Here is a 25669-nt window from a genome sequence, read left to right as displayed (position 1 = left end):
CGGGCCGACGCCGGGGTGCCTTTGACGGTGCTGGCGGTGTGTTCGGGCCAGGCGGCCGAACGCGACAGCGACAGCCCGACCGGTGAGACGCTGGCAGAGCTGGAGGCCGAGCTCGGCCTGGAGACGACCACCCGCCCAGACCGGATCACCGCGTTCCTGATGGCACCGCACCCACGGACAGGGCTGCGGGTGCTGTTCGGCACCTACCACTCCTCGCCGCGGATCGCCGAGGCCTTCGCCGCCCACGGCGACGGGGCGCTGGCGCCGTTGGATCTGGTGGTGTGCGACGAGGCGCACCGCACGGCCCGCGACCCGGCGGCGGCGTTCGCCACCGTGCTGGACGACGCGAAGATCGTCCGTACCCTGGACGTAGCAAGCGCAACCGAGCGCGTACAGAACGTAACCGGTCACGAAAATCTTGGCAGATCCATTCAACGATCCAAGTGCCAGCCAGGAGACGTATTCACCGTCACCCCCATCGCCGAACCTCCGCCACCATCCTGAATCTCCGGCCGGGGCAGCCGCGGAGAGGCGACATCAGCGCGAAGCCGTCGGCCGCTTCCGCCGGAGCCAGTCGGGGCCGAGGGGCCGTGACCTCTTCGTGACCTCCTGCAAAATTTCGCAAGCCCGCGTCGGCAGTGGTGGCGCTCGGTCGGTCCGGTGTTGCGGTGGACCGCGGTCGCTCCGCGCGCGTCTGGATCGGCAACGCCTGTCCGGTGATCAGTTCCTTGGCGGCCCGGGAGAACTCGACTTCTTCGGCCTGCTGGCCCGCGGGCCTGAGGACGGCTTTGGCGATCTGGCTGGTGATCTGCGCCGCCAGGCGCACGCGATCGGTCTCGTCCTGGTCGCGCGAGAAGCACGCCCCCACCCCGGGCCCGACCCGATCGGCAGCCGCCAACAGGGGGCGGCTGCCGCGAGTGCGTTTCACCGTGTCATCCGGTCAGTGTGTTGAGGTAGTTGGTGCCGTTGGCGTAGTAGTGGTCGACGGTCTTCTGGATCTGGTTGAGGGTCTGGATTTTTCCGGCTTGGTAGTAGAACCAGTTGATCTGCATGTTCCAGGTGCGCGCTCCGGTGAAGGGGAGGTCGATGAGCCAGGTGCTGAATTCGACGTTCATGGGGCCGCGGGGAGAGTGGGCGGCGTCGTTGGTGAAGAGTTTGGTGCCGTCCAGGGCGTAGGTGGTCTGGCCGTGCAGGGCGGTGATGGTGAGGGTGTGCCAGCCGTGGAGGCGGGTGTACTGGGGGTGGTAGACGCGGTCGCGGTCGCGGCTGCTGTGCCAGCTGGTGGTGTCCAGTTCCGGGCGGGTGGAGCCCCAGCCGCCGTCGGGCATGTACTCGTAGTCGAGCTCGCTGTACGGGGACACGGTCGTGGAGGGCGAGATCGTGTAGAAGGACTCGTTGATGTGGTCGCCGCCCGGTCCGGTGGCGGGGGCGTCGGTGAAGTAGATCCGGGCCGCGTAGGTGCCGGTGAAGAAGACCGGCTGGCTGCTTTCCAGCTCGGACTGGCGGGTGCCCGCCTTGGTGCCGTCGGTGTGGACCTGCAGCTGCAGGGCGTGCCCGCCCTGGGCGGAGGTCACGGTGGGGAAGCTGACGCCGTCGCCGGTCCAGGTGTCGTGGATGCCGGGGCCACCTAGGGCGGTGCGGACCTGCCAGCCGTGGGCCTTGAGGGCGGGGTCGTCCGTGCCGGTGTAGGCGAAGGCGTCGAACAGCGCTCCTGAGGTGGCCGGCGGGCGGGTCGGCGTGGGCGCCGCGGAAGCCGAGCTTGCCGGTGCCGCCCCTGCGACGGGTGCGCCGGCGAGGGGTGTGGCGTGTCCGGTGGGGTGGAGCATCCTCCACAGGGGGACGAGTGCGAGGCTGCCGCCGGCCACGAGAGTCAGGAAGACCAGGAAGCTAACTATGCTCCGCGCGCGACTTTTTGACTGCTTGTTTGGCCGCACGGGTACTCCTGGCAATTAGCTCGGACATGCCACGGCATGCCTGGTAATTCGCGCCGACCGGGATATCGGCAAGCGTTCGGGCTGGCGATCCTAACCCGACTTCGCGTGCCGCCACGCCACGAGGTGATGCCCTCTGACCAGCGGTCCTTTCGGTACGCGTATGTCCGGTTTCCGGGCCTATCTGCCTGTTCGCAAGGAATAGTGGGTGACCGAATCGAGATGCATTTGCAGCCGGAGTGTTTGCCCGGAAAGGCGGCTTGGTGGCAATCGGCTCACAAATCGTTTGTGTATATTCTGCGACGAGCGCACGCGGCATCATCACGCCGTTCCGGGCCGTGCAGGCAGGCCCGGCCGTGCCCTGCCGCCGCCTGGGGCACCACCGACCGACACGTCCTGCACACCGCCGTGCAGTGGCGCCGAACCTTCCGAACGACACCCGGGCGCCGCCCTGGGCCCGAACACAGCAGCAGGAGAGCACGATGTCGACCCAGCAGGCGCCCCATGCGCCGCAGGCGGAGTCCGGCGCCGTGCGCAGTCGCCACCGCAGGGGCAGACCTGGCGCGGTTGCGCCGGCAGACAGTGCGCTGATCGACACGGTCGCCCTGGTGCCCGCGCGGAATGAGGAGGCGGGGGTCCTCACCGCGCTGTACTCCCTGGCCGAGCAGAGCCACCGCCCCGACCTGATCATCGTGGTCGTCAACAACTCCACCGACCGCACCGAGGAGTACGCCCGCTGGTTCGCCGCCCAGCCCGGCATGCCCGAGACGATGGTGCTGAATTTCCCCGACAACCCGCACAAGAAGGCCGGCGCGCTCAACTTCGGACTGCGCTGGCTGCAGGAGGCGTCCGAAGGCGGCCGCCTGCCCGGCACCGCCCGGCACGTGCTGGTCATGGACGCCGACACCGAGCTGCACCCGAAGTTCATCCAGCGGGCCCGCAACGTCACCGCGTCCGACCCGGAAATCGGCGGCGTCAGCGCCGCCTGCCTGGGCCGCACCGGCCTGTGGCGCAGCCCCTGGCAGCGGTATCTGCTCGGGATGCAGATCATCGAGTACGGGCGGGCCGCCAACGCCCGTTACCGCCGCAACATCCACACCATGTCCGGTGCGGGTTCCTTCTACCGCGCCGAGGCCCTGCAGAGCGTGATCGACTGGCGCGGCGAAGTGTTCTGGGAGGACTACGCCAACCTGGTCGAGGACTACGAGACCACCCTGGCGCTGAAGGAGTCCGGCTGGAAGGTCACCGCCAACCAGTACTGCATCGCCTACACCGACCTCATGCCCACCCTGCGGGAACTGATCCAGCAGCGCGAACGCTGGGGCCGGGGCACCGTGGACACCCTGCGGGGCCGCGGCTTCACCCGCTTCACCTGGCACTCCATCGTGACACTGGCCTTCGCCCTCCTGGGCAGCGCCTACGTACTGGGCTTCGGCACCGAACAACTCGTCCAGGTGGCACGCCACCACCGCGACGCCGTCGAGCCCATCTTCTGGACCCTACTGGGCTTCTGGATCGTCTACCCCGCCCTGCGGGTCCGCTCCCTGGGCGGGAAGGCGATGCTCGTCGAAGCCGCCCTTGTCCCGGAACTCGTCTACACCGTCGTGCGGACCTACTGGCTCCTCACCTCGCTGGCCAAGTCCTACGCCACCCGCGTGTCCACCTGGAAATGAAGCAAGCAACCCACATGAACCCCATCAAAGGCGCAGGCGCCGTCCTCCTGGTCGCCCTGATCGTGATCCTCCTGACCGCCGTCAAGGACACCGGCACCGTGCTGCTCGCCCTCAGCATCACCATCCTGTCCACCTCGCTCACCACCTACGCCGCCTCCCTGCGCCGCCGCCGCAACGACCGACGCACCGCCGGCCTGTAGACCCGGCATCACCACCGCCCACACCGGCGGCGACAACCCGGTCCGCTCAAGACCGTCGCAGCACGGCGACCTCCGCTGGAAACCCCCGGTGCCATCACGGCAACGGGGGCTCATCGTTGTCTCCGGAGCGGGCTACAGCCGCTAGGCGCGCATCGAGTCGTGATCAATTCGCGGGATTCGCCCTCGTGGCGGGCCCTGCCACGGTAGATCGTCTTGCGTGACGCGAGGGCAACTGGTCGACGAAGAGTGGGAGTTCATCGGCCCGTACCTGCCGATCGGCGAGTACGAGCCCTATCCGTGACGCCGGCGTGTTCGAGGCTCTGCTGGAGGGCCTGTTCGCAGAGGCCGCGAAGCGGGGCGAGGTGGACCTGTCCCTGGTCTGCATCGACTCCACGACCGCGCGGGCCCGCCACGACGCCGCTGGGATGCACCTCGATGAGGAAGTCATCACCGTACTGGAGAAGGCCGCCGCCGAGGAGGAGAAGTCCAGGTCAAAGGGGGCGGTCTCGAAGAACAATGCGGGCAAGACACCGAAGCCGATCCCGTGCGGGAGGAGCGACGTCGCGGCCGGCGTCGTCGAAAGCTCCGACTGAAGGCTGCTCTGCGGGGCCGCTCGCGGGGCGGGCAGACGAGCAAGGTCCGAGAGTGCGCAGCCGTACGCCACTGACCGTCAGCAGGGGGGCACCTCCACCGCCGAAGAAGCGCACGAGTCGAACCGGACAGGGCGGCTCAGGCGCGGTCCAGTGGACGCTCACCGGCACTCACGCGTCCCCGACTTGCCCGCTCCCACCACCACGCCCGAGAAATACAGCCCCACCAGTGATCGTTTGCGCCCACTCCGCGCCCGCGCTCCCACCCTGCTCCCACCACGGGCACAAAAAAGACCTGCCCCTCCTTGATCACTCAAGAAGGGGCAGGTCAAACTTACCTTTTGACTGTGCGCCGCCAGGGACTCGAACCCCGGACCCGCTGATTAAGAGTCAGCTGCTCTAACCAACTGAGCTAGCGGCGCCGGTGTGCTCCGCGCGCGGTCTCCCGCGCCTCGGCACGACAGAAATACTACCTGACCTGCGAGGGTGCTCTCGACCACCTCCTTCGGTCAGGACTTCCTGCCGCGGGCCGACTGGATCGCGGAGGCGACGGCGGTGGCGATGGGGTCGGTGCGGATGAGGTCTCTCGTGACGTGGCGGGGGAGGCGGCGGGAGCCATGGTCCGGGAGGCCGACGGTGGCGGCGAGGGTGGCGAGGTTGCGGTTGCGGCGATGGGCCGTGGACGGGGAGTGCATGACGACCGAGATGGCGGCACAGCGGTCTCTCCGTTCCGAGATGCCGAAGTAGAAGTAGCGCGTGACTCTGAAGATGCCGAGGACGCGGACCCGGATGCACAGGAATTCACCGCAGGCGACGAGGGTGTCGAGGTACGGCTGGGCCGCCCGCTTGCGCCGCAGCCGCTGGATGCAGCTGGAGAGCGACGCCCCGCGCGGCGTCGTGGCGGAGGGCGGCAGGGCGGAGACGGCCTCCGTCAGGGCCGGGTGAGGGAAGACGTGGCCGGGGTCGATCAGGACGGCGCGGCCGCTGTCGAGCCGGACGGCCCCCGCCAGGACGAGTTCGGCCAGCACCGCGCCGGCCACGGCGTAGTCGAAGTACGCGGGCAGACGGATCCTGCCGCCGCCTCCGGGGGTGCAGAGGATGAGCAGGTCCTCAGGGAGGACGGTGGTGAGGTCGGACACTACGGGCCCCCGTCCGTTGCCGAGCCGAGCCGAGCCGAGTCCGAGCCGAACCGAGCCGAACCGAACCAGGCCATGTGAGAGGTGTCACGTTCGGGGTGGGGCGAAGGTTCCCAGGACGGCGCGGGAACAGGACAGGGTGGGGCCGCGGTTGCCGATGGGGAGAGAACCGATGCACCGACCACCCCGTGGAGCCGCACGATGAGCCCGACCGCCCCCGAAGCGCCGCTGTCGATCCTGGACCTGGCGACGGTCGGCGACGGCTACACGCCGACCCAGGCCCTCGCCGCGACCACGGTCCTGGCGCAGCGCGCCGAGGAGTGGGGCTACCACCGCTTCTGGGTCGCCGAGCACCACGGGATGCCGGGCGTCGCCAGCTCCTCCCCCGCCGTGCTGCTGGCGCATCTGGGGGCGAACACCAGCCGGATCCGGCTCGGCTCCGGTGGGGTGATGCTGCCCAACCATGCGCCGCTCGTCGTCGCGGAGCAGTTTGGACTGCTCCACGCGCTGCACCCGGACCGGATCGACCTCGGGCTCGGGCGCGCGCCGGGGACGGATCCGGCCACGGCCCGCGCGCTCCGCCGTGGGGCCGGGCTGGATGCGGCGGACGAGTTCCCGCAGCAGCTCAACGAACTGCTGCACTTTCTCGACGCCGACTTCCCCGCCGGTCACCCGTACGAGCGGCTGCGCGCCGTGCCGGGGCAGGCGAGTGCGCCGGGCAGCGGGCGGCCGCCGGTGTGGCTGCTGGGCTCGTCCGGGTTCAGCGCGCAGCTGGCCGGGCGGCTCGGGCTGCCGTTCGCGTTCGCGCACCACTTCAGCGCGGCGAACACCGTGCCCGCCCTCGACCTGTACCGGGAGTCCTTCCGTCCCTCCGCCGCGCTTGCGGAGCCGTACGCGCTGATCGGGGTCGGGGTGGTCGCCGCGGACGAGGAGCGGCAGGCTCGGCGGCTGGCCGGTTCGGGCGCGCTGGCGATGCTGCGCTTGCGCAGCGGCCGCCCGGGGCTGGTGCCGACGCCGGAGGAGGCCGAGGCGCACCCCTACAGCCCGATGGAGCGCGAGTTCGTCGACTCCTGGCTGGCCAATGTCGTCGTCGGCACGCCGGATCAGGTGCGTGAGGGCCTGGCGGAGCTGCGCAAGCGCACGGGCGCGGACGAGCTGATGGTCACCAGCAACATCCACGGCCACGAGGCGCGCCGCCGCTCGTACGAGCTGATCGCGCGGGCGTGGGGACTGACAGGGCACGCCGGGTGAGCTCGCCGCTCCAGCTCCTGGAGGACGAGCGGGCCGAACGCGCCGGCGTGCGGGTGCTGTTGAAGCGGGACGATCTGCTGCACCCGCCGGTCTCCGGTACCAAGTGGCGGAAGCTGCGCCCGAATCTGGAGCGCGCCCGCGCTCTCGGCCACGACACGTTGCTGACGTTCGGCGGCGCCTACTCCAACCACCTGCGCGCGGCGGCGGCCGCCGGACGGGAGGCAGGGCTGCGCACGGTCGGTGTCGTGCGCGGGGACGAGCTGCGCGGGCGGGAGTTGAATCCGGTTTTGCGCCAAGCGGCCTCCGCTGGCATGGAGTTGGACTTCATCAGCCGGAGCGCGTGGCGAACGCGCATGGAGCCGGAGTCGCTGGACGCCTTGCAGGGCCGCCACGGCTCAGCGTGGGTGGTGCCCGAGGGTGGCAGCAATGCCGAGGGGGTGCGCGGCTGCGTGTCCCTCGGTGAGGAGTTGGCCGGTTCCGGCGCCGATGTCGTCTGCTGCTCGGTGGGGACCGGCGGGATGCTGGCCGGGCTGGCGGCCGGGCTGACCGCCGGAGCAGCGGCGATGCAGGTCGTGGGCTACGCGGCGCCCGTCCACGCCGATCTGGAGGCGGAGACGCTGGCGCTGCAGCACGACGCGTTCGGCGGCCGCCGCGGCACCTGGCGCATCGACGCCACCAGCGCGTTCGGCGGCTACGGCCGACGGACACCCGAACTCGACGTGTTCCGTGCCGACTTCGAGCAGCGTCACGGCCTCGCGCTCGACCCCGCCTACGAGGCGAAGGCTCTGTTCGCGGTGTTCGCGGGGCTGGGTGGGCCGGAGTTCCCCGCGGGGACGACCGTGGCCGTGGTCGTCGCCGGCTGACTCAGCATGGCCGATATTGGTCTAGCCCTAGGTCTAGTCCAATCTCTTGACGCGCCATCAACACGTCGACCACTCTGGAGCGGAGCACACCCCCACACCGTGCTCGGTCACGTCCTCGCCCTCCTCCCCACAAGGAGCGTCCAGGTGTTCCGCTTCACCCCCAACCGCGTCGTCGCGACGGTCGGCGCAGCCGCCCTCGCGGCCGGCGGGCTGCTCGCGTCCATGGGCGGCAGCGCCCAGGCCAGTACCACGCCCGCACTCGGCAGCAACTGGTATGCCGCCGCGCCGTATCTGATGCCGCTCGACAACAACCCGCCGAACCCGACGGACGTTATGGCGGCCACCGGCCTCAAGGCCTTCCAGCTCGCCTTCATCCTCGCCCCCAACGGCGGCGGCTGCAGCCCCACTTGGGGCGGCACCGCAGCCGTGTCGAGTGACACCGCCGTCGCCGCCACCATCGCGTCGATCCGGGCGGCGGGCGGCGACGTCTCGGTCTCCATCGGCGGCTACGGCGGCACGAAGCTCGGCCAGACCTGCTCCACGCCGGCCGCGACCGCCGCCGCGTACCAGCAGGTCATCGACAAGTACGGTCTGCACGCGATGGACTTCGACCTCGAGGAGCCGGAGTACGAGAACACCACGGCCGTCACGAACGAGATCGGCGCGGCGCACATCCTGCAGCAGAACAACCCGGGACTCTACATCTCGGTGACCACGCCGGGAACCACCTCCGGCACCGGCTGGTTCGGCCAGCAGATGCTCAACCAGGCGAAGGCGGACGGCTTCACGCCGGACAACTTCTCCATCATGCCGTTCGACGGCGGCTTCAACGGCGCGGCCAGCCAGATCTCGGCGCTGCAGTCGTTCAACACCCTCCTGATGAACACCTTCGGCTGGAGCAGCGCGACGGCGTACGCGCACGAGGGCATCTCGATGATGAACGGCCGCAGTGACAGCGGCGAGTACTTCTACCAGTCCGACTTCCAGACGGTGCTGAACTTCGCCGAGTCCAACCACATGGCCCGGTACACCTTCTGGTCGGTCAACCGCGACGTCCAGTGCACGCCGGCCGACAACGGCGGTCGGACGTCCGGCACGTGCAGCAGCGTGCCGCAGAACTCGTGGGACTTCACCAAGTACGACGTCCAGTTCGCGGGTGCGACGCCGCCCACCAGCACGCCGAGTGCGTCGGCGAGCGCTTCGCCGTCGCAGTCGGCGTCGGCCTCCGCGTCGCCCTCGTCGTCGCCGAGCAGCGGCGGCAGCTGCACCGCGGCCGCATGGAGTGCCACGACTGCCTACAACGGCAACGCGGTGGTGAGCTACAACGGCCACAAGTGGACCGCCAAGTGGTGGACCTACGGTGACATCCCGGGCGGCGCGGCAGGCGTCTGGGTGGACAACGGGGCCTGCTAGTCCCCGCTGGTCGGAGAACCCCTCACCGGACAGGTGGGGGCGGCCCGTCGGCCGCCCCCACCTGTCGCGCGTCGTCAGAAGTGCGTGCCGCCGTCGATGCGGATCTCGGTGCCGGTGATGAACGAGCCGTCCACCGAAGCGAGCATCGCCACGACGCCCGCGACGGCCTCGGGGCCTGCGAAGCCCCGGCCGAGCGCCGGGGCCAGCTTCATGAAGAGCGAGAAGTCGGCGTCCTCGGGCAGGCCGGGGCCGACGTTCTCCTTGCTGGAGCCACTGCCGTCCGTCATGCCGCTGGAGATCGAGCCGGGTGCGACAGCGACGAAGCGCAGGCCCTGCTTGCTGTATTCGGACGCGAGCGCGTGCGTCATCGACTGGATGCCGCCCTTGCTGGCCGCGTAGGCCGACATGTAGGGGTGCGCGAAGCTCGCGGAGGTGGAGCTGAAGTTCACCACGACCGGCCCGTCGCCCTGGAGCAGCGCCGGGATGGTCTCGCGGATCATCAGGAAGGTGCCGGTCAGGTTGACCGCTATGACCTTGTTGAAGAGCTCCAGGCTGGTCTCGTGGGTGTGCGAGGAGCGCAGGATGCCGGCGGCGTTGACCAGCACGTCCAACCCGCCGAGGGCGGCGAGCGCGGTGGCGACGGCGTCGCGGACCGAGGTCTCGTCGGCGATGTTCACCAGGACGGTGTGCAGGCGGGCGTCCGCGCCGGTGCCCGCGGCGGCGGCGAGGTCACGCGTGGCGGCAAGGCCGGCCTCGTTGACGTCGGCGGCGACGACGTGGCCGACCTCCGCCAGCACGCGCAGGACCGTGGCCTGACCGATGCCGGAGCCACCGCCGGTGATCAGGACTCGACGACCTTCATAGCGGTTCATGTGCCGCTCCGTTTCATGCTCAATGTCTTGACGTCGAACTTCTCGCCATCAATAGACACCGTACGCCCGAGTGGCACATTTTGCCACTAATGCAGTACGTGCAGATGCGGCACTTGTCGCATCCGGCGGATTAGGCTGTTCCCGTGAGCAGCAATCTCCAGCCGTCCCTGACCGAGCGCCGCAAGGCCGCGACCCAGCTCGACATCGCCCGCGCGGCGGCCGAGCTCTTCGCCGACCGTGGTCCCGACGGCACCACCGCGGAGGAGATCGCCCAGCGGGCCGGCATCGCGCTGCGCACCTTCTACCGGTACTTCCGGAACAAGGAGGACGCCGTCTCGCCCCTGCTGAGCGCCGGCGGCGCGTACTGGCGAGCGCTGTTGGCGGCGGAGCCGCCGGGCACGGACCTGCGCGAGGCGCTGGCCCACGCGGCGCGGATGTCGCTGACGCCGACGGACGCGGCGGGCGCGGAGGCACTGGAGGGCACGCGCGGCCTGCTGCGGGCGGCAGCGCGGGACGCGGCGCTGCGCGCGGTCTGGTACCGCGTGAACCAGGAGTCCGAGGAACAGCTCACCCCGGTGCTCGCGGGGCTCGCGGACCGGGGTGAGCTGGAACTGAAGATGATCGCGGCGTGCGCGACGGACGCGATCCGCTTGTCACTGGAGGCGTGGGCCACGACGTCCGCTCCCGCGGACGGGCCGGAGGGCCCGGCGGCTCTGGCGGATGCCTGCATGCGCCGACTGCTGCAGTGGCTTTAGCGATAACAGCCAGTTGCAGCTACCCCAGGGGCGCGAGGAACTGCGCGGCAAGCCACCAAAATGGTGTGTCCCCGAACGAGCAGGGCCATCCGCACAGGGTGGTTTCTCGCGCAGTTCCCCGCGCCCCTGATAGCGCAACTACCGCCAGCTGACCGGGTTGCGGTAGCTGCTGACGCGCTCGAGGCGGCGCCAGCGGGCCTGGGGGTGGCGGTTGCCGTGGGCGAAGCGGGGCTCCTCGGCGCTAGCCGCGGCCGCCGCGCGGGCCATCAGGACGGCGGTCAGCGCGGCGAGCTCGTCGTCGGCCAGCTCGCCCTTGACGATCTGGACCATCGGTGCGGTGGTGACGGAGGTCATCGGTGCCTTCCTCGGAAGCTTCGAGCGAACGGTGAGCAGTGATCGGTGAGCAGATCTCAGCGCCGAGACCTACTGCGGGGGGTTGCCGTGCTTGCGGGCGGGGAGGTCCGCGTGCTTGGTGCGGAGCATCTGCAGGGAGCGGATGAGCACCTCGCGGGTGGCGGCCGGGTCGATCACGTCGTCGACCAGACCGCGCTCGGCGGCGTAGTAGGGGTGCATCAGTTCGTCCTTGTACTGCTGCACCATCTCGACCCGCTTCGCCTCGGGGTCGTCAGCCGCGGCGATGTCGCGGCGGAAGATCACGTTGGCGGCGCCCTCGGCGCCCATCACCGCGATCTCGTTCGTCGGCCACGCGAACGCCAGGTCCGCGCCGACCGAGCGGGAGTCCATCACGATGTACGCGCCGCCGTACGCCTTGCGCAGCACCAGCGAGATCCGCGGCACCGTCGCGTTGCAGTACGCGTACAGCAGCTTGGCGCCGTGCCGGATGATGCCGCCGTGCTCCTGGTCGACGCCCGGCAGGAAGCCGGGCACGTCCAGCAGCGTCACCAGCGGGATGTTGAACGCGTCGCACAGCTGCACGAACCGCGCCGCCTTCTCGCTGGCGTGGATGTCCAGCACCCCGGCCAGCGACTGCGGCTGGTTCGCGACGATGCCGACGACCTGGCCGTCCAGGCGGGTCAGCGCGCAGATCACGTTGGTGGCCCAGCGCTCGTGGACCTCCATGAACTGGCCCTCGTCGGCGATCTCCGCGATCACCTTGCGCATGTCGTAGGGGCGGTTGCCGTCAGCCGGGACCAGGTCCAGCAGCGCCTCGCAGCGGCGGTCCATCGGGTCCTCGGTCGGCTCGACCGGCGGGGTCTCCCGGTTGTTCTGCGGCAGCAGCGAGAGCAGGAAGCGGACCTCCTCCAGGCAGGTGCGCTCGTCGTCGTAGGCGAAGTGCGAGACACCCGAGATCTCCGAGTGCACGTCCGCGCCGCCGAGACCGTTCTGGGAGATCTTCTCACCCGTCACCGCCTGGACCACGTCCGGGCCGGTGATGAACATCTGCGAGGTCTCCCGGACCATGAACACGAAGTCCGTCAGCGCCGGCGAGTACGCCGCGCCGCCCGCGCACGGGCCCAGCATCACGCTGATCTGCGGGATCACGCCCGACGCCCGGGTGTTGCGCTGGAAGATGCCGCCGTATCCGGCGAGCGCGGTGACGCCCTCCTGGATGCGGGCGCCCGCGCCGTCGTTCAGCGAGACCAGCGGCGCACCCGCCGCGATGGCCATGTCCATGATCTTGTGGATCTTCTGCGCGTGGGCCTCGCCCAGCGCGCCACCGAAGATCCGGAAGTCGTGCGCGTAGACGAAGACCGTCCGGCCGTGGACCGTGCCCCAACCGGTGATCACACCGTCGGTGTACGGCTTCTTCGCCTCCAGGCCGAACCCGACCGCCCGGTGCCGGCGCAGCGGCTCCACCTCACTGAACGAACCCTCGTCCAGCAGCAGCGCGATCCGCTCCCGCGCGGTCAGCTTGCCCTTGGCATGCTGCGCCTCGGTCGCCGCCACACTCGGACCCGCCAGCACCTGCTCACGAATCGCATGCAGCTCGGCGACGCGACCCTTCGAGTCACTCGCGGCTACGGGGGCTTCACGCAGGACGGTCATGCAGAACACTCCAAGGTCTGTGCGGAACGGCCCGCCGCTGCGAAGGCGAACCAGCTCACCTATACGACCCTACGAGGAGGAGCCAGCCATCCATGGGTGCGACTCTGTACAAGACCTGAGCCCCGTTCCTGGCGAGGGTGGACAGGAGTGGCCTCGGGTCACCTGCGGAGCAGCGGGCTCTCCGTTGGGCGGGAATCCCATGAAGGAGTCAAGAATTCATCCGTTCCTCACAAAGAAGCCCTAAGGTTCCGCGCATGACGACTCCCGGTCCCACCACCCCGAACAGTCCCAGTGGCCTGCCCGGCCTCGGCGGAGTTTCCGCCGTAGAGCCCGCGGACGCACCCACTGTGACGGCAAGCCCCGAGACGGTCACGCTCTCCGTGAACCAGAAGAAGGCCTGGTCACCCCGGCCGAACGAGGTCCTCAGCCCCGAGCAGAAGGAGCTGGACGAGCTCACCGACGAGGAGCTCGAGGCCCTCACCGAGGAGAGCGTCTCCACCGGGGTCCTCGGCGGCGCGGTCGCGATCGTTTCCGGCGCGCTCGGCCTGGTCTCGATCAGCGGCACCTTCCTTGGCACGGTCATCCAGCAGCGCCAGCAGGTGCTGGGTCAGATCTCCGGGGCGAAGACCACCGCGGACATCCTGAAGGCTTCCTACAACACGGCCTGGCACCGGATGGCCGAGTGGAACGGCCTCTTCGCGCTCGTCGCGCTGCTGCTCGGCGCGGTCACCGTGTTCGGCGGCACCTTCCTCTCCTCGAAGCAGCTGCCCACCTGGGTACGGGCGGTGGCCTGGGCGGGCATCGCGCTCGGTCTGATCGGTCTCTTCGTCTCCAGCGCGATCTACTTCGACTGGTTCATGGCCGGTCTGAAGGCGCCGGCGACTGCCAGCACCACGGGCTGATCCCCGGCCCGGCCCAGCGCTGCCGCGACTGCCCTGCTCTGCCCTGCCCTGCCCGATGGATGTCGGGCAGGGCAGCAGCATTTCGGGACGGGTCAGCTCGGCGCCGACGGCGAGCGCTCCAGCCGGAGAGCCCGGTCGACGCCGAGCTCGTCGAGGAAGCGCTGGTCGTGGCTGACCACGATCAGCGCGCCCCGGTAGCCCGCCAGCGCGGTGCCGAGCTGCCGGACCCCGGCCAGGTCCAGATTGTTCGTCGGCTCGTCCAGCAGCAGGAGCTGCGGAGCAGGCTCGGCGAGCAACAGCGCGGCGAGCGTCGCCCGGAAGCGTTCACCTCCCGAGAGCGTGCCCACCAGCTGGTCCGCGCGTCCGCCCCGGAAGAGGAAGCGGGCGAGCCGGGCGCGCAGCGCGTTCTCGGTCGCCTGGGGCGCAAAGCGGGCGGCGTTGGCGAAGACGCTCAGCTCCTCGTCCAGCAGGTCGAGCCGTTGCGGCAGGTAGCGCAGTGGGACCGGCGCGTGGACCTCCCCCGCGAGCGGTGAGAGCTCGCCCACGACGGTGCGCAGCAGGGTGGTCTTGCCGCTGCCGTTGGCGCCGAGCAGGGCGAGGCGCTCGGGGCCGCGCAGCTCCAGGTCGATGCGTGACGCGTCCGCTGCGCCGTCCTGCTGGCAGCGGAGGATCACGCCGGTCAGTGCGAGCACGGTGCGCCCGGCCGGGACCTCGGTCGCGGGCAGGTCGATGCGGATCTCGTCGTCGTCCCGCACGGCGAGCTCGGCGGCGGCCAGCCGCTCGCGCGCGGCCTCGACCTTGTCCTCGTGCTCGCTGTGCAGCCGGCCGGCCGAGACCTGGGCGGTGCGCTTGCGGTCGTTCATAACGATCTTCGGCTCCCGCTTGGTGTCGTACATCTTCTGGCCGAAGCGCTTGCGCCGGGCCAACTTGACCTGGGTGTCGATGAGTTCGCGACGCTGTCGGCGCAGGTCGCTCTCGGCGGCGCGGGCGCAGCGCTCGGCCGCCTGCTGGGTGACGGCGAGCGCGTGCTCGAAGGCGGTGAAGTTCCCGCCGAACCAGGTGACCTCGCCCTCCCGCAGCTCGGCGACCCGGTCGACCAGGTCCAGCAGCGTGCGGTCGTGGCTGACCACGACGAGCGTGCCGCGGAAGCCGGTGACGGCCTCGTAGAGCCGCTCGCGCGCGAGCGAGTCCAGGTTGTTGCTCGGCTCGTCGAGCAACAACACGTTCGGGCGGCGCAGTAGTTGTCCGGCCAGGCCGAGCAGGACGGCCTCGCCGCCCGAGAGCTCGCCGAGACGCCGGTCCAGGTCGAGGTGCCCGAGCCCGAGGCGGTCGAGCTCGGCGCGGGCGCGTTCCTCGACGTCCCAGTCCTCGCCGACTGCGTCGTAGTTCGCCTCCGTCGCCTCGCCGCGCTCGATGGCCCGCAGGGCGCTGCGCGCGGCGGCGATGCCGAGCGCGGCGTCCACGGGCAGCGCCGCGTCGAGCGGCAGGTGCTGCGGCAGGTAGCCGAGCGTCCCCTGCACCCGTACGCGTCCGGCCTCGGGCAACAGGTCGCCGGCGATCAGCCGGATCAGGGTGGACTTGCCGCTGCCGTTCCGGCCGACCAGACCGGTCCGGCCGGGGCCGACGGCGAGGTCGAGGTCGCGCAGGACGGGAACGCCGTCGGGCCAGGTGTAGTCGAGGCCGGTGCAGACGATCGAGGCAGCGGCGGAAGGGTCGTTGTGCGGATGCATGGGGCAGCTCCCGGTGTCGGTGGGTGGTCCAGCGGCACGGTGGGAGACACGGGGATCCGACGAGACGCGCGCGGCGCGGCGCGCGTCAAAGCGCGCGGGCGCGGGCATGCGAAAGCCGCCCAGGAATCAGGGGCGCGGCTGGCTGAGGTCGGGACGTGTCTCCGAGCTCAGCAAAGCAACGGCCTACTCCTGTCGGGCGGCGATGGGTACGCGCTCCACGGTAGGCGCGGCTCAGGAACGCCGCAACGGAATTACGCGCCGTCCGGCGCGGGCGGGGCGGGCGGGGCGGGCGGCGCTGAGGTGGGCGTACAGGCGAAGCACGCCGGAGCGTCCCGGGCGGCGGGGCGAGCCGCGCCGGTGGCCGTAGAGGCGAACCGTCCTTGCCGCGCCGCGCCAGCGGAGCCCGACGGCGAGAATCGCCGGGCGAAGCGCGCCGGAGCGTCCCGCGCGGGGCGGGCGACGCCAAGGTGGCCGTGCAGGCGAACCGCCCCCGCCGCACCGCGCCAGCGGAGCCCGACAGCGGGACCCACCTGGGGAAGCACGCCGGAGCGTCCCGGGCGGGGGCGATGGGGGGTGCAAACGGGAGACAGACGTGGCCCCGTTCGGGCGAAAGCGCGCGGGCGTCGTCGTGTCAGGAGGGTGCGGGCGCGGGCGGCTTGCCATCGTGCCAGCATGCGCGTACTCCTCCGGCTGGCCCTCGCTGCCGCCACCTGCTCCACGCTTCTCGCCGCGGCCCCCGCGCCCGGCGCGCCCGCCGCGGACGTCTCCGCGACGCCGACCGAGGGCACGCAGTACGTCCGGCTCGCACAGCCGGTCAAGACCTCGCCGCGCGAGGTCGTCGAGGTCTTCTGGTACGACTGCCCGCACTCCTACCAGCTTGAGCAGCCGCTCGACGACTGGGCGGCACGGCAGAACCCGCCCGTCGTCGTCCGCCGGATCCCGGCCGCGTGGCCGGACAAGCCGGTGATGATGGCGTATGCCCGGCTCTACTACACGCTCGACAAGCTGGGCGTCGCCCAGCGCGAGGCGCTGCCGGTGTTCCGCGCGGTCCGCGAGCAGGGGCTCGACCTGACCACCGAGACGGCCGTGCTGACCTGGGCCGCGGACGCCGGTCTCGACCCGACCGCCGTCAAGGACGCCTACGAGTCGCAGCAGGTCTGGGACGAGACCCAGGCCGCGCCGGCGCTGCGCGACACGTACCAGACCGACGAGATGCCCAGCGTCGTCGTCGGCGGGACGTACCGCACCTCACCCTTCATGACGCCCAACGGCGTGCCCGGCACCGTCCCGGTCGTGGACTACCTCTACCGCCACGCGCACGCCTGAAGGACCCTTCACCCTCAGCTGTACTCGCGCAGCCGGGGCCTGACCCCGGCCAGGACCAGCAGCAGGGCGGTGCCCAGCAGCGCGGCCGAGGCCGCCGGCCAGACGCCGAGGTCGTCGCGTGCCGCGGCCGCGTGCGCGGAGAAGGCCGCCGCGTGATCGGTGGCCAGTTGGTCCAGGTGCAGCGTGAAGTCGTAGTAGGCGAAGGCCACGTCGTCGCGGCCGACGCCGGTGAGCCGGAGGGCGGCCTGGTTGACGTCGCCGCTCCCGGCGACCTGGCGCAGGTTGCCGTCGGCGCTCAGGTACGCGTCGAAGCGCTGCCGGACGACGGCCGCCGCCGGGTCGGTGTCGGCTGCCAGCAGCCCCCGGACCTGGTCGGCGTCCGCGCGGAACTGGTCGCCGAGCACGATGCGGTAGCTGTCGTCCACGACCCAGCGGCTCTGCCGCGCCTCCGCGTCGGCCGCCGCGACCGACGCCTGCGCGAGCCGGGCGTAGGGGGTGTAGCCGCGCGCCACCGCGGCGTCGACCTGGTCGGCCGCGTCGAGCAGCGTGGAGGTCGCGCCGAGGAGCAGTGCGAGCACGGCGAGGGTAGCGCCCAGCAACGGCAGACTGAAGACCCGGTGGTGGCGCACCGTCAGGTCCCGCTGCCACCAGAGCAGCAGGAGCACGGCGCCCGCGCCGAGCACCGCAAGCAGCAGCGTGTAGCGCAGCGCGGCGGCGTGGGCGGCGTCGCGGTCGTGGGCGACCTGCTGGTCGGCGTCGGCGAGCAGGGCGTGGACCTGGGGCAGCAGCGCCGCCTGGAGCAGCGCGTCGGCCTGGGCGTAGTTGTCGACGGCGGCCGGCAGCGGGTGCCCGACGACGGGGTTGGCCTGGGTGCCGACGAAGTACTCCTCCGTGCCGGTCAGGGCGTCGTAGAGGGAGAGCGTGTCGAGCAGCCCGCGCACCTTCTCCGCGTCGGCGGAGGCGGCGAGCTGCGCGAAGGCCTGGTCGGCGGCCCGCTGGTCCGCCTGCGCGGTCAGCGAGGCGAGGACGCCGTCGTCGACGAGCACGGGCGTGGCGTTGGGGTCGCCGGGCGTGGCGGCGGAGTAGCCGACGACGAGGGACTTGGCGCGCTGCGCGTCCAGGTCGGACAGCGCCTGGTAGAGGCGCCCCGCCGCGGCGGCGCGCGGCTCGGAGACGGCGACGAGCTGGTGCACCCGCGCGGCGGTGTCGGCGAAGCCGAGCAGCGCGACGGCGAGCAGTGCCGCGACCAGGAGCAGTGCGGCGCCCGCCTGTGCGCGCAGGCGCAGCACCGGACCGGCGGCGCGACGCGACGCCTGCCCGGCGACGCCCGGCGCCGGTCCGGTCTGCGGCGGCTGCGGCGCCGTGGAGGGCGCCGCGGCGGGCTGAAGAGTGGCGGTCACAGTGACGAAGGTAGGAAGGGGGCAAGTCGCTGAGCTGACGGGAAGTCAGCCGCAGGATGAACGCGGCGTCACGAAGCGATAGCGGAGGGTCCGGGCTCTGGTTCCGCTTCCGAATTCACAGCGTTTACCCAGGTAAGAAGGGAGTGAGGTGAGTCACCGGGGGCGGCTGTGGGTGTGATCATGTGACCGGCTAGCGTTGGTCATCGATCAGCATCACCGTACCGGGGGGCGAGCCGAGCGGATCTGTAGTGGGACACGAGAGAACTTCGTAGAGGAGCTGGCAGCGTGAGTATGGTGCTTGGCTTCCTGGGATCATGGTGGTTCTTTCTGGCCGCGCTGCTGGCCGTCTTCTCCGACGCGTTCCTGCCCTTCGTACCGAGCGGCACGATCGTCGTCGCCGCCGTGCTGGAGTCCGGCGAGGCCCACACGCCCCTGCCGGCGCTCGTGGGCGGCGTGGCGTTGGCCTCCTTCGCCGCGGACCTGCTGCTGCTGCGCCTCGCCCGCGGGGGCGCCGACCGCGCGCGTCGCTGGCTCGCGCGGCGGGCGGGAACGGCGGACGCGGCAGCCTCCGTGCTGCGGGCGCTGGAGCGGAAGACCGGGCGGACGGTGATCGTGGCCCGCTTTGTGCCTGGCGGCCGCTCAGTGCTTGACCTGGCCGTCGGCACGGCGGCGAACCCGCCGCGGCGGTTCATCCGGTGGTCGGCGGCGTCGGCGGTCGTCTGGGCGACGTACATCGTCGGGATGGGGTGGCTGAACGAGAACGCGTTCAACACCTTCTGGCTGAGCTTCGCGGTCTCCTGCGCGGCGACGACGACCATCAGCGCGCTGGTCGCTCGCAGGGTTGCTCGCGCACGCGCCCGCACCCGCACAGAGCTCGCCGAGGCGGCGTAGGTCTTGCACGGCGGGGCAGCTGCACTATCTGGGGGCGCGGGGAACTGCGCGAACAACCACCCTGAGCGGATGGCCCTGCACGTTCGGATCAGTAGCTTCATGGGTGGCTTGTCGCGCAGTTCCCCGCGCCCCTGGATGTTGCAACTGGCCCTCCGTCGTAACCTGTCGCGCCCACGCCGCGGAGCGGCAGAGCCCCGCGCCCCTGGAGGTGGAACAATCTCAGGTGCCTCAGCTGAGCAGCGCGTCAGCGATACGCGCGGCCGGGCCTCGGGCCGTCAGGATCGTGTAGTGGTTGGTGGCGGGGATCACCGTGAACGGCACGCGGTCGGTGTCCAGGCCGGCGGCCGCCAGGCGCGGGGCGTCGAGCAGGGCTTGGGGTTCGTCGAAGAGGCCGCGTTCGGCGAGGAGGAGGCGCGTCGGGATCGAGACGCGGTGGACGGCCGTGAGGGCCTCGTCCGCGAAGAGGCCCGCGCCGTCCGCGCGGATCGCCTCGACGACGCAGGAGGAGCGGAGCGCCGGCTCAACCCCCACCAGGTCGCGTTGGATGTACGCGTCGACCAGCTCCGACCACGCGCCGCCCACGGCGGGATGCGCCTGCCAGAAGGACCGGTAGACCGCCCTGGACTCGAAGGTCATCGACAGCCGCGTCATCGCCGGCCCGATCACCGCGGTCAGCAGCTCGTCACCGGAGAGCCCCGCCGGAGGCGTGAAGCCGACGCCGCCGTCGAGCAGCAGCACCGAGCTGAACAACCTCGGGTAGCGCGCAGCCGCCAACGCCGCGACGAACGCGCCCATCGAGTGGCCCGCCAACACCACCGGCCCGCCGCCGCCCAGCGCGGCGACGACCGCCGCCACGTCCTCCGCGTGCGCGGCTATGCCCCAGGGGCCGCGTACGCTCGCACTCCCGGCGCGCCCCCGCAGGTCGGGCGCGAGCAGCGTCGCACGGCCCGCCAGGGCCTCGGCGACGGCGCCCCAGGCGAGGCCGTTGGCCGTGATGCCGTGCAGGGCCAGCACCACCGGCGCGTCCGGCACGGACGCACCCCAGCGCAGGACCGCCAGCTCGCCGCCCTCCACCGGGACGGACAGCTCCTCATACCTCGTACCGGTCATGCCTGAGCCCTCCTCAGCCGCGCGGGGAGCCCCGCCACCCCACCCGGCAACGCGTACACGACAATCACGAACAACACTCCCAGCAGGAACAGCGGCTGCGACAGCGGCACCCGCAGTGCCGTCGGCAGGCCGGCGATCGTCCCCGAGCCGGCGAGCCCTGCGAGCCGATGCTGAGCCCAGGTGTACAGCACGCCACCGACAAGCGGGCCCCAGCGCGTGCCGGAGCCGCCGAGGACGACCATTACCAGCAGCGACAACGTGAAGTCCGAGCTCGTCGCCTGCGGCGTCGCGCCACCCGTGAGCAGCAGATAGACGATGCCGCCGAGCGCGGCCAGGGTCCCCGCCAGGACGAAGGCGACCAGCTTGAAGCCGTAGGGGCGCAGCCCCAGTACCTCCACCCGGCGTTCGTTCTCCTTGATGCCCTCCCAGACCCGCCCGATCGGCGAGCGCACCGCCCACTGCACGGCGGCCAGGGTCAGCACCAGGTAGGCGAGCGCGATCCAGTAGAGGTTCGCGGTGTGCTGGATGCCGACCGCCCAGCTCGGCAGTCCGGTCGCGGCCAGGCCCTCCTCGCCGCCGGTGACGCCGCCGGGGTCACGCTGGACCAGGATCGATCCTGCCTGCGCGAAGGCGAGCGTCACCATCGCGAAGCCGATCCCGCTCACCCGCAGGCTGACCGAGCCGAGCAGCGCGGACAGGACCACCCCGGCCAGCAGTCCGACGCCCGCCGCCGCCCAGAAGCCGAGGCCCGCGTGCGTCAGCAGCAGATCCGTGGCGTACGTTCCGGCGGCGAAGTAGAGCGCGTGCCCGAAGGAGAGCAGTCCGGTCCGGCCGAGCAGCAGGTCGTAGCCGGTGGCAAGGGCGCCGAAAACCAGGCAGAGCGCCAGCAGTTGCAGACTGCCGGGGCTGCCGATCGGACCGTCCAACAAGCCGGGCAGCGGCACCGCGCTGTAGGGGACCATCGCCAGCACGACCAGCGCGAGAGCGGGCCACCAGCGGCGACGCAGAGCGAACGCGGTCATGCGAGCCTCCCGGTCAGGCCACTCGGCCGCACCAGCAGCAGCGCGGCGAGCATGACGACCACGGCCAGGTCACCCAGGCCGGAGGTCGTGTAGTAGTTGGCGAACTGCTGGACCAGTCCGACCACGACGCAGGCAAGTGCCGCGCCGCTGACCGAGCCGAGGCCGCCCATCACCACCACGACGAAGCCGAAGATCAGCAGCGAGCTGCCCTGGGTCGGGTCGACGGAGCCGAAGTAGAGCCCGGCCAGCGACCCCGCGAGGGCCGCCGCCGCTCCGCCGATGGCGAAGACGAGGGTGAACGCCTTGCGCACGTCGATGCCGAGCGCCGTCACCATCGCCCGGTCCTCGACGCCCGCCCGGACGACGAGCCCGTGCCTCGTGCGGCCCAGGAAGAGCTTCAGCGCGAGCAGCACCAGCAGCGCCGCGCCGATCAGCACCAGCCGGTTGACCGGCACGGCCGCGCCGAGCACCGTGAAGGTGCCCGCCAGCACACCCGGCACCGGGAACGTGCGGGCGTCGGCGCCCCAGATCGCGGAGAGCAGCGCGGGCACGGCGAGCCCGACCCCGACCGTGGCCAGCACCTGCTCGCGCGGGCGCTGGTAGAGCGGCCGGATCAACCCGAGCTCCAGCGCGACGGCGGCCACGGTGCCGACGCCGGTGCCGAAGAGCAGCGCGAGCGGGTAGCCGAAGCCGTTGCTCGCGCCCCACCAGGCGGCGTAGGCGCCGACGGAGAGCAGCGCGCCGTGGGCGAAGTTGAGCACGTCCATCAGGCCGAAGATGAGCGAGAGCCCGGACGCGACCAGGAAGTAGAGCGCGCCGAGGCCGAGGCCGGTCATGGTGAGCAGGACGACGGTGGACATCAGTGGTCTCCTCCCTTTGGTCCCAGCGGTGTTGTGGCGCGGCGGCCGACGCCGAGCAGGCTCCGGGACGCCTCCGCGTCGGCGAGCAGGTCGGCGGCAGGCCCGGCATGGGCGGTGCGGCCGTCGGCGAGGACGACGCAGTGTTCGGCCAGGCGCCGTACCAGCGCCAGGTTCTGCTCGACCAACAGCACCGGCACGGCCTGCGCGGCGCGCTCCAGCGCGAAGGCGACCTCGGTGACGATGCGCGGGGCCAGGCCCTTGGTGGGCTCGTCGGCGATGATCAGGCGGTTGCTGCGGTTGAGCAGGGCACGGCCGATGGCGACCATCTGCTGCTGACCGCCGGAGAGCGTGCCGGCGGCCTGCCGGGCGCGCTGCTTGAGCTCGGGGAAGAGCTCGTGGACGAGGTCGTAGGCCGGATCGGGATCGCGTTCCGCCAGGCGCAGGTTCTCGGCGACGGTCAGCCCGGCGAAGATGCCGCGGTCCTCGGGGACGTAGCCGATGCCGCGCCGCACGAGTTGATGTGTCGTCATACCAGCGGTTTCGTCACCGTCGTAGCGCACCGAGCCGGTACGCGGCAGTAGGCCGAGCACGCCGCGCACGGTTGTGGTCTTGCCCGCGCCGTTGCGGCCGAGCAGCGCGGTGACGCCGCTCGGGGCGACGTCGAGGTCGACGCCGTGCAGGATGTGGCGGCCGCCGATCACGACCTTGAGGCCACGGACGGCGAGCAGCGGAGCCGAGGTGGTCACAGGCCCTCCCCCAGGTAGGCGAGTTGCACCGTCTCGTCCGCCATCACCGTGTCGGGCACGTCCAGCGCCAGCAGCGTGCCGTGGTGCATCACGGCGAGACGGTCGGCGAGGCCGAGCAGGACCTCCATGTGGTGCTCCACCATCAGCACGGTGCGGCCCTCGTCACGGTGGAGCGAGCGGATCAGCTCGGTCAGCGCGGGGACCTCCTCGGCGCTGACGCCGGCCATCGGTTCGTCGAGCAGCATCAGCCGCGGGTTGCCGACGAGCAGCACGGCCAGCTCCAACTTCCGCTTCTCGCCGTGCGAGAGGGAACCGGCGAATGCGTCGGCGCGGTCGGCGAGGCCGGTCCGCTCCAGCGTCGCGGCGACCTCGGCGTCGAAGCCGCGCGCGGGGCGCCAGAGGGCGAAGGAGCCGCCCTGGGCGGCCTGCGCGGCGAGGCGGACGTGGTCGGCGGCGGTCATGCCGGGCCAGAGGCTGGAGGTCTGGAAGGTGCGGCCGAGCCCGCGCCGGGCGCGGGCGTACGGGGCGAGCCGGGTGATGTCCGCGCCGTCCAGAGCGATGCTGCCGCGCGAGACCGGGTTGAGGCCGCTGATCAGGTTGAACAGCGAGGTCTTGCCCGCCCCGTTGGGGCCGATGAAGGCGAGGAACTCGCCCTCGCGGACCTCCAGCGAGACGTCGTCGAGGATCACCGCACCGCCGACGCTCCACCCCACCTGGGCGAGGGAGAGCACCGGCGACGCCTGGCGTGCCGTCGTCACCTGTCTCAGCCCGCCATCGTCTTGGCCGGGGGCGCGACCTGATCGGCCGTCAGTGTCGCCAGCAGCTTCGGCGCGGCGGCGGCGCCCGAGCCCGTCAGCGTGGCCTGGAACATCGGCTGAAGCAGCGCGTGGTCGGCGGCGCGGACCTGCTCCTGGCCCTGCGGTCCGGCGAAACTCCAGCCCTCCAGGGCCTTGGCCATGGCGTCGGTGTTGCTGTCGCTCGCCTCGATCGCGTGGACCACCATCAGCGCTGCGGTGAAGCCGTCGGGCGAGAAGAGGTCGGGGGTGCCGCCGGCCTGCTTGATTCCGTTGATCATCGCGGTCTCGACGGCGTTGCCGCCGCCCGCGCCGGGGAAGTAGTGGGCCAGGAAGGAGACCTTGGTCCCCGCGTCGCCGAAGATCGGGTACGAGGCGGTGCCGGCCAGGCCGGTGACGACCTTGGTGGAGCCGAGCACACCCTGCTGGTTGAGCGCGGTCCACAGCGCGGGGGCAGTGGCACCGGCCCAGGCGACGTAGACGAGGTCGGCCCCGGCTGCCTTGACCTGCTGCGCGAAGGGAGTCAGGTCGGTCGCACTGGGCGGTGCTAGCACGGAGGAGACATGGGCGCCCTTGGCGCCCAGCACGGCGGTGACGGCCTTGACGTTGGCCTGGCCGAAGGCGCTGTCCTGGGCCAGCACGACGATCTTCTTGCCGCTGGGGTCACCGACGAAGGAACCGGCGGCGGCGATGTCCTGGTAGCTCTCCCGGCCGGAGCGGAAGGTGTACTTGTTGACGCCGGTCAGTGCGTCGGTGGCGGCGGGTCCGGCGATGTAGAGGACCTGGTTCTGCGCGGCCAGCGGGGCGAGTTGGAGGCCGATGCCGGAGTCGACGGTGCCGACCAGGATCTTGGTGCCCTTGCCGATCAGGTCCTTCGCGTCGGCGACGGCGGTGGCCGGGTCGCCGGTGTCGTCCTGCTCGGTCAGCTGGATCTGATGGCCGTTCACTTTGCCAGTGCCGTGGGTGGCGTAGGCGAGTCCGGCCTGGAAGCCCTGCTCGTACTGCTTGCCGTAGGCGGCGAGCAGACCGGTCTTGGAGTAGAGCAGACCGACCTTGACCGGCGCGGAGGACGAACTGCCGCCGCCGGACCGGGCGGTGCCGGCGGAGGCGCAGCCGGCCAGCAGCGCAGTGGCGGCTGCCGCCGCGGCGAGGGCGACGGCGCTTCTGCGGCGGACCGGCGAGTCGGCGACATGAGGACGGTTCGAGATGGTCATGGCTGCGGCTCCCGGGCCCTGCGGTCGGTCACTGGGTGGATGCCGGAACGGTAGGAGCCGCGCAGGGCAGGGGACATGTGACCGGACACCGCATCCCATGGCCGAAGCATGTGGCCGACCGACATGGCCGCCCGCCGCACACGCTGGCGAAGGTGAAGGCTCCCCCGAGAACCCCCCTGGTGGGCAACTGCCGCAGGAGCTGGAGCAAGCATGGACAAAGTGATCGGATCAGCCGCCGAGGCCGTCGCGGACATCCCGGAAGGAGCCGCGCTCGCGGTCGGCGGCTTCGGCCTGTGCGGCATCCCCTCGACGCTGATCGCCGCGCTGGTCGAGGCCGGCACCGGCGGTCTGCGTGTCGCCTCCAACAACTGCGGCGTCGACGACTGGGGGCTCGGGCTGCTGCTGCGGGCCGGTCGGATCGCGCGGATGACCTCGTCGTACGTCGGCGAGAACAAGGAGTTCGCGCGGCAGTACCTGAGCGGCGAGCTGGAGGTGGAGCTGGTCCCGCAGGGCACGCTGGCCGAGCGGCTGCGCGCGGGCGGCTGCGGGATCCCGGCGTTCTACACGCCGGCCGGCGTCGGTACGCAGGTGGCCGAGGGCGGGCTGCCCTGGCGGTACGACGACGAGGGTGCGGTGCTGGTGGCCTCGCCGGCCAAGGAGGCGCGCGAGTTCGGCGGCCGGGCCTGCCTGTTGGAGGAGGCCATCACCGCCGACTTCGCGCTGGTCCGGGCGGAGACGGCCGACCGGCACGGCAATCTGCGCTTCCACGCCGCCGCGCGCAACTTCAACCCGCTGGCGGCGATGGCCGGACGGATCACCGTCGTCGAGGCCGAGCGGATCGTCGAGCCGGGCGAGCTGCCACCGGACGCGGTGCACCTGCCCGGCATCTACGTGGACCGCATCGTCCAGGCCGACCCGGACGACAAGCGCGTCGAACGCCGCACCACCCGCGCCGCCAGTGCTGCCTCCGAGGAGAAGTGACC

24 protein-coding genes, 1 tRNA gene and 2 pseudogenes are annotated in these 25669 nt (G+C 71.4%); 12 read left to right on the top strand and 15 right to left on the bottom strand.

All coding sequences use genetic code 11. The features are described from left to right. Window positions 1–504, top strand: a pseudogene (locus ABIA32_RS22550) (hypothetical protein); the annotation flags it as partial. Here ABIA32_RS22550 and ABIA32_RS22545 read toward each other — a convergent pair. Together ABIA32_RS22545 and ABIA32_RS22540 are read right to left on the bottom strand one after the other, a co-directional pair. Then, window positions 470–928 carry a hypothetical protein gene (locus ABIA32_RS22545; protein ID WP_370098332.1) on the bottom strand — a complete coding sequence of 153 codons (459 nt, stop codon included), beginning with the start codon at window positions 926–928 and terminating at the stop codon, window positions 470–472. The pseudogene ABIA32_RS22550 and the gene ABIA32_RS22545 overlap by 35 nt on opposite strands. Window positions 929–932: 4 nt before the next feature. Next, window positions 933–1826 carry a glycoside hydrolase family 16 protein gene (locus ABIA32_RS22540; RefSeq protein WP_370098330.1) on the bottom strand — a complete coding sequence of 298 codons (894 nt, stop codon included), beginning with the start codon at window positions 1824–1826 and terminating at the stop codon, window positions 933–935. A 587-nt stretch (window positions 1827–2413) separates the two neighbouring features. On the opposite strand from ABIA32_RS22540, the gene ABIA32_RS22535 reads away from it, so the two are divergent. From ABIA32_RS22535 to ABIA32_RS22525, 3 genes and pseudogenes are all read left to right on the top strand, one after another. After that, entirely contained in the window at window positions 2414–3604 is a 1191-nt protein-coding gene (locus ABIA32_RS22535) for a glycosyltransferase family 2 protein (protein WP_370098327.1), read from the top strand. 14 nt (window positions 3605–3618) lie between these two features. Beyond that, a complete protein-coding gene (locus tag ABIA32_RS22530; protein WP_370098325.1) occupies window positions 3619–3804 on the top strand; it encodes a hypothetical protein in 186 nt (61 codons plus the stop codon). A 217-nt stretch (window positions 3805–4021) separates the two neighbouring features. Then, window positions 4022–4456: pseudogene (locus ABIA32_RS22525) on the top strand (hypothetical protein); the annotation flags it as partial. A 286-nt stretch (window positions 4457–4742) separates the two neighbouring features. Here the strand turns inward: ABIA32_RS22525 and ABIA32_RS22520 are convergent. Further along, a tRNA-Lys gene (locus tag ABIA32_RS22520) sits at window positions 4743–4816 on the bottom strand. Window positions 4817–4903: 87 nt separating this feature from the next. After that, window positions 4904–5533 carry a GPP34 family phosphoprotein gene (locus ABIA32_RS22515; RefSeq protein WP_370098322.1) on the bottom strand — a complete coding sequence of 210 codons (630 nt, stop codon included), beginning with the start codon at window positions 5531–5533 and terminating at the stop codon, window positions 4904–4906. 198 nt (window positions 5534–5731) lie between these two features. Between ABIA32_RS22515 and ABIA32_RS22510 the strand changes: the two genes are divergently transcribed. The 3 genes from ABIA32_RS22510 to ABIA32_RS22500 all read left to right on the top strand — a co-directional run bounded on the left by ABIA32_RS22510 (window position 5732) and on the right by ABIA32_RS22500 (window position 9057). Then, window positions 5732–6781 carry an LLM class flavin-dependent oxidoreductase gene (locus ABIA32_RS22510; RefSeq protein ID WP_370098319.1) on the top strand — a complete coding sequence of 350 codons (1050 nt, stop codon included), beginning with the start codon at window positions 5732–5734 and terminating at the stop codon, window positions 6779–6781. Then, window positions 6778–7644 (top strand): 1-aminocyclopropane-1-carboxylate deaminase/D-cysteine desulfhydrase, encoded by an 867-nt coding sequence (locus ABIA32_RS22505; RefSeq protein ID WP_370098318.1) that lies wholly within the window; start codon window positions 6778–6780, stop codon window positions 7642–7644. The genes ABIA32_RS22510 and ABIA32_RS22505 overlap by 4 nt, the downstream gene beginning before the upstream one ends. Before the next feature lie 222 nt (window positions 7645–7866). Next, entirely contained in the window at window positions 7867–9057 is a 1191-nt protein-coding gene (locus ABIA32_RS22500) for a chitinase (RefSeq protein ID WP_370098364.1), read from the top strand. Window positions 9058–9131: 74 nt separating this feature from the next. Here the strand turns inward: ABIA32_RS22500 and ABIA32_RS22495 are convergent, their stop codons facing one another. Next, entirely contained in the window at window positions 9132–9929 is a 798-nt protein-coding gene (locus ABIA32_RS22495) for an SDR family NAD(P)-dependent oxidoreductase (RefSeq protein WP_370098315.1), read from the bottom strand. A gap of 143 nt (window positions 9930–10072) precedes the next feature. Between ABIA32_RS22495 and ABIA32_RS22490 the strand changes: the two genes are divergently transcribed. Further along, entirely contained in the window at window positions 10073–10684 is a 612-nt protein-coding gene (locus ABIA32_RS22490) for a TetR family transcriptional regulator (RefSeq protein ID WP_370098313.1), read from the top strand. Between the two features lie 138 nt (window positions 10685–10822). On the opposite strand, the gene ABIA32_RS22485 is transcribed toward ABIA32_RS22490, so the two are convergent. After that, window positions 10823–11038, bottom strand: coding sequence for an acyl-CoA carboxylase epsilon subunit (locus ABIA32_RS22485; protein ID WP_370098311.1), 216 nt, complete (start codon window positions 11036–11038; stop codon window positions 10823–10825). Between the two features lie 69 nt (window positions 11039–11107). Beyond that, window positions 11108–12691 carry an acyl-CoA carboxylase subunit beta gene (locus ABIA32_RS22480; RefSeq protein ID WP_370098308.1) on the bottom strand — a complete coding sequence of 528 codons (1584 nt, stop codon included), beginning with the start codon at window positions 12689–12691 and terminating at the stop codon, window positions 11108–11110. Window positions 12692–12945: 254 nt separating this feature from the next. Here ABIA32_RS22480 and ABIA32_RS22475 point away from each other — a divergent pair, with 254 nt between their 5' ends. Continuing rightward, the gene (locus tag ABIA32_RS22475) at window positions 12946–13593 is read left to right on the top strand and encodes a hypothetical protein (protein WP_370098305.1); all 648 of its coding nucleotides are present in this window, start codon (window positions 12946–12948) and stop codon (window positions 13591–13593) included. A gap of 92 nt (window positions 13594–13685) precedes the next feature. Here ABIA32_RS22475 and ABIA32_RS22470 read toward each other — a convergent pair whose 3' ends face one another. Further along, window positions 13686–15323, bottom strand: a complete 1638-nt coding sequence (locus tag ABIA32_RS22470) for an ABC-F family ATP-binding cassette domain-containing protein (RefSeq protein ID WP_370098302.1) — start codon at window positions 15321–15323, stop codon at window positions 13686–13688. Window positions 15324–15995: 672 nt separating this feature from the next. On the opposite strand from ABIA32_RS22470, the gene ABIA32_RS22465 reads away from it, so the two are divergent. Further along, on the top strand, window positions 15996–16649 hold the full coding sequence (locus tag ABIA32_RS22465; protein WP_370098300.1) for a thiol:disulfide interchange protein DsbA/DsbL: 654 nt from the start codon (window positions 15996–15998) through the stop codon (window positions 16647–16649). Window positions 16650–16663: 14 nt separating this feature from the next. Here the strand turns inward: ABIA32_RS22465 and ABIA32_RS22460 are convergent, their stop codons facing one another. Further along, on the bottom strand, window positions 16664–18049 hold the full coding sequence (locus ABIA32_RS22460; protein WP_370098297.1) for a hypothetical protein: 1386 nt from the start codon (window positions 18047–18049) through the stop codon (window positions 16664–16666). Between the two features lie 291 nt (window positions 18050–18340). Between ABIA32_RS22460 and ABIA32_RS22455 the strand changes: the two genes are divergently transcribed. After that, window positions 18341–18940: a DedA family protein gene (locus tag ABIA32_RS22455; protein ID WP_370098361.1), complete on the top strand. Its 600-nt coding sequence runs from the start codon at window positions 18341–18343 to the stop codon at window positions 18938–18940. Window positions 18941–19168: 228 nt separating this feature from the next. Here the strand turns inward: ABIA32_RS22455 and ABIA32_RS22450 are convergent, their stop codons facing one another. The 6 genes from ABIA32_RS22450 to ABIA32_RS22425 are packed head-to-tail and all read right to left on the bottom strand — an operon-like array spanning window position 19169 to window position 24686. Next, on the bottom strand, window positions 19169–20050 hold the full coding sequence (locus tag ABIA32_RS22450) for an alpha/beta fold hydrolase (RefSeq protein ID WP_370098294.1): 882 nt from the start codon (window positions 20048–20050) through the stop codon (window positions 19169–19171). Next, window positions 20047–21072: a branched-chain amino acid ABC transporter permease gene (locus tag ABIA32_RS22445; RefSeq protein ID WP_370098291.1), complete on the bottom strand. Its 1026-nt coding sequence runs from the start codon at window positions 21070–21072 to the stop codon at window positions 20047–20049. The genes ABIA32_RS22450 and ABIA32_RS22445 overlap by 4 nt, the downstream gene beginning before the upstream one ends. Further along, the gene (locus ABIA32_RS22440; protein WP_370098289.1) at window positions 21069–21932 is read right to left on the bottom strand and encodes a branched-chain amino acid ABC transporter permease; all 864 of its coding nucleotides are present in this window, start codon (window positions 21930–21932) and stop codon (window positions 21069–21071) included. The genes ABIA32_RS22445 and ABIA32_RS22440 overlap by 4 nt, the downstream gene beginning before the upstream one ends. Beyond that, entirely contained in the window at window positions 21932–22678 is a 747-nt protein-coding gene (locus tag ABIA32_RS22435) for an ABC transporter ATP-binding protein (RefSeq protein WP_370098287.1), read from the bottom strand. The genes ABIA32_RS22440 and ABIA32_RS22435 overlap by 1 nt, the downstream gene beginning before the upstream one ends. Continuing rightward, the gene (locus tag ABIA32_RS22430; protein WP_370098284.1) at window positions 22675–23436 is read right to left on the bottom strand and encodes an ABC transporter ATP-binding protein; all 762 of its coding nucleotides are present in this window, start codon (window positions 23434–23436) and stop codon (window positions 22675–22677) included. Before ABIA32_RS22430 ends, ABIA32_RS22435 begins: the two co-directional genes overlap by 4 nt. Window positions 23437–23441: 5 nt before the next feature. Beyond that, a complete protein-coding gene (locus ABIA32_RS22425) occupies window positions 23442–24686 on the bottom strand; it encodes a substrate-binding domain-containing protein (RefSeq protein ID WP_370098281.1) in 1245 nt (414 codons plus the stop codon). 210 nt (window positions 24687–24896) lie between these two features. On the opposite strand from ABIA32_RS22425, the gene ABIA32_RS22420 reads away from it, so the two are divergent. Continuing rightward, window positions 24897–25667 carry a CoA transferase subunit A gene (locus tag ABIA32_RS22420; RefSeq protein WP_370098278.1) on the top strand — a complete coding sequence of 257 codons (771 nt, stop codon included), beginning with the start codon at window positions 24897–24899 and terminating at the stop codon, window positions 25665–25667. Window positions 25668–25669: the final 2 nt, after the last annotated feature.

Source organism: Streptacidiphilus sp. MAP12-20, from assembly GCF_041262525.1.
GTDB lineage: Bacteria > Actinomycetota > Actinomycetes > Streptomycetales > Streptomycetaceae > Streptacidiphilus.
The sequence above is the reverse complement of the archived record's forward strand: the minus strand, read 5'-3'. Positions and strand labels throughout refer to the sequence as shown.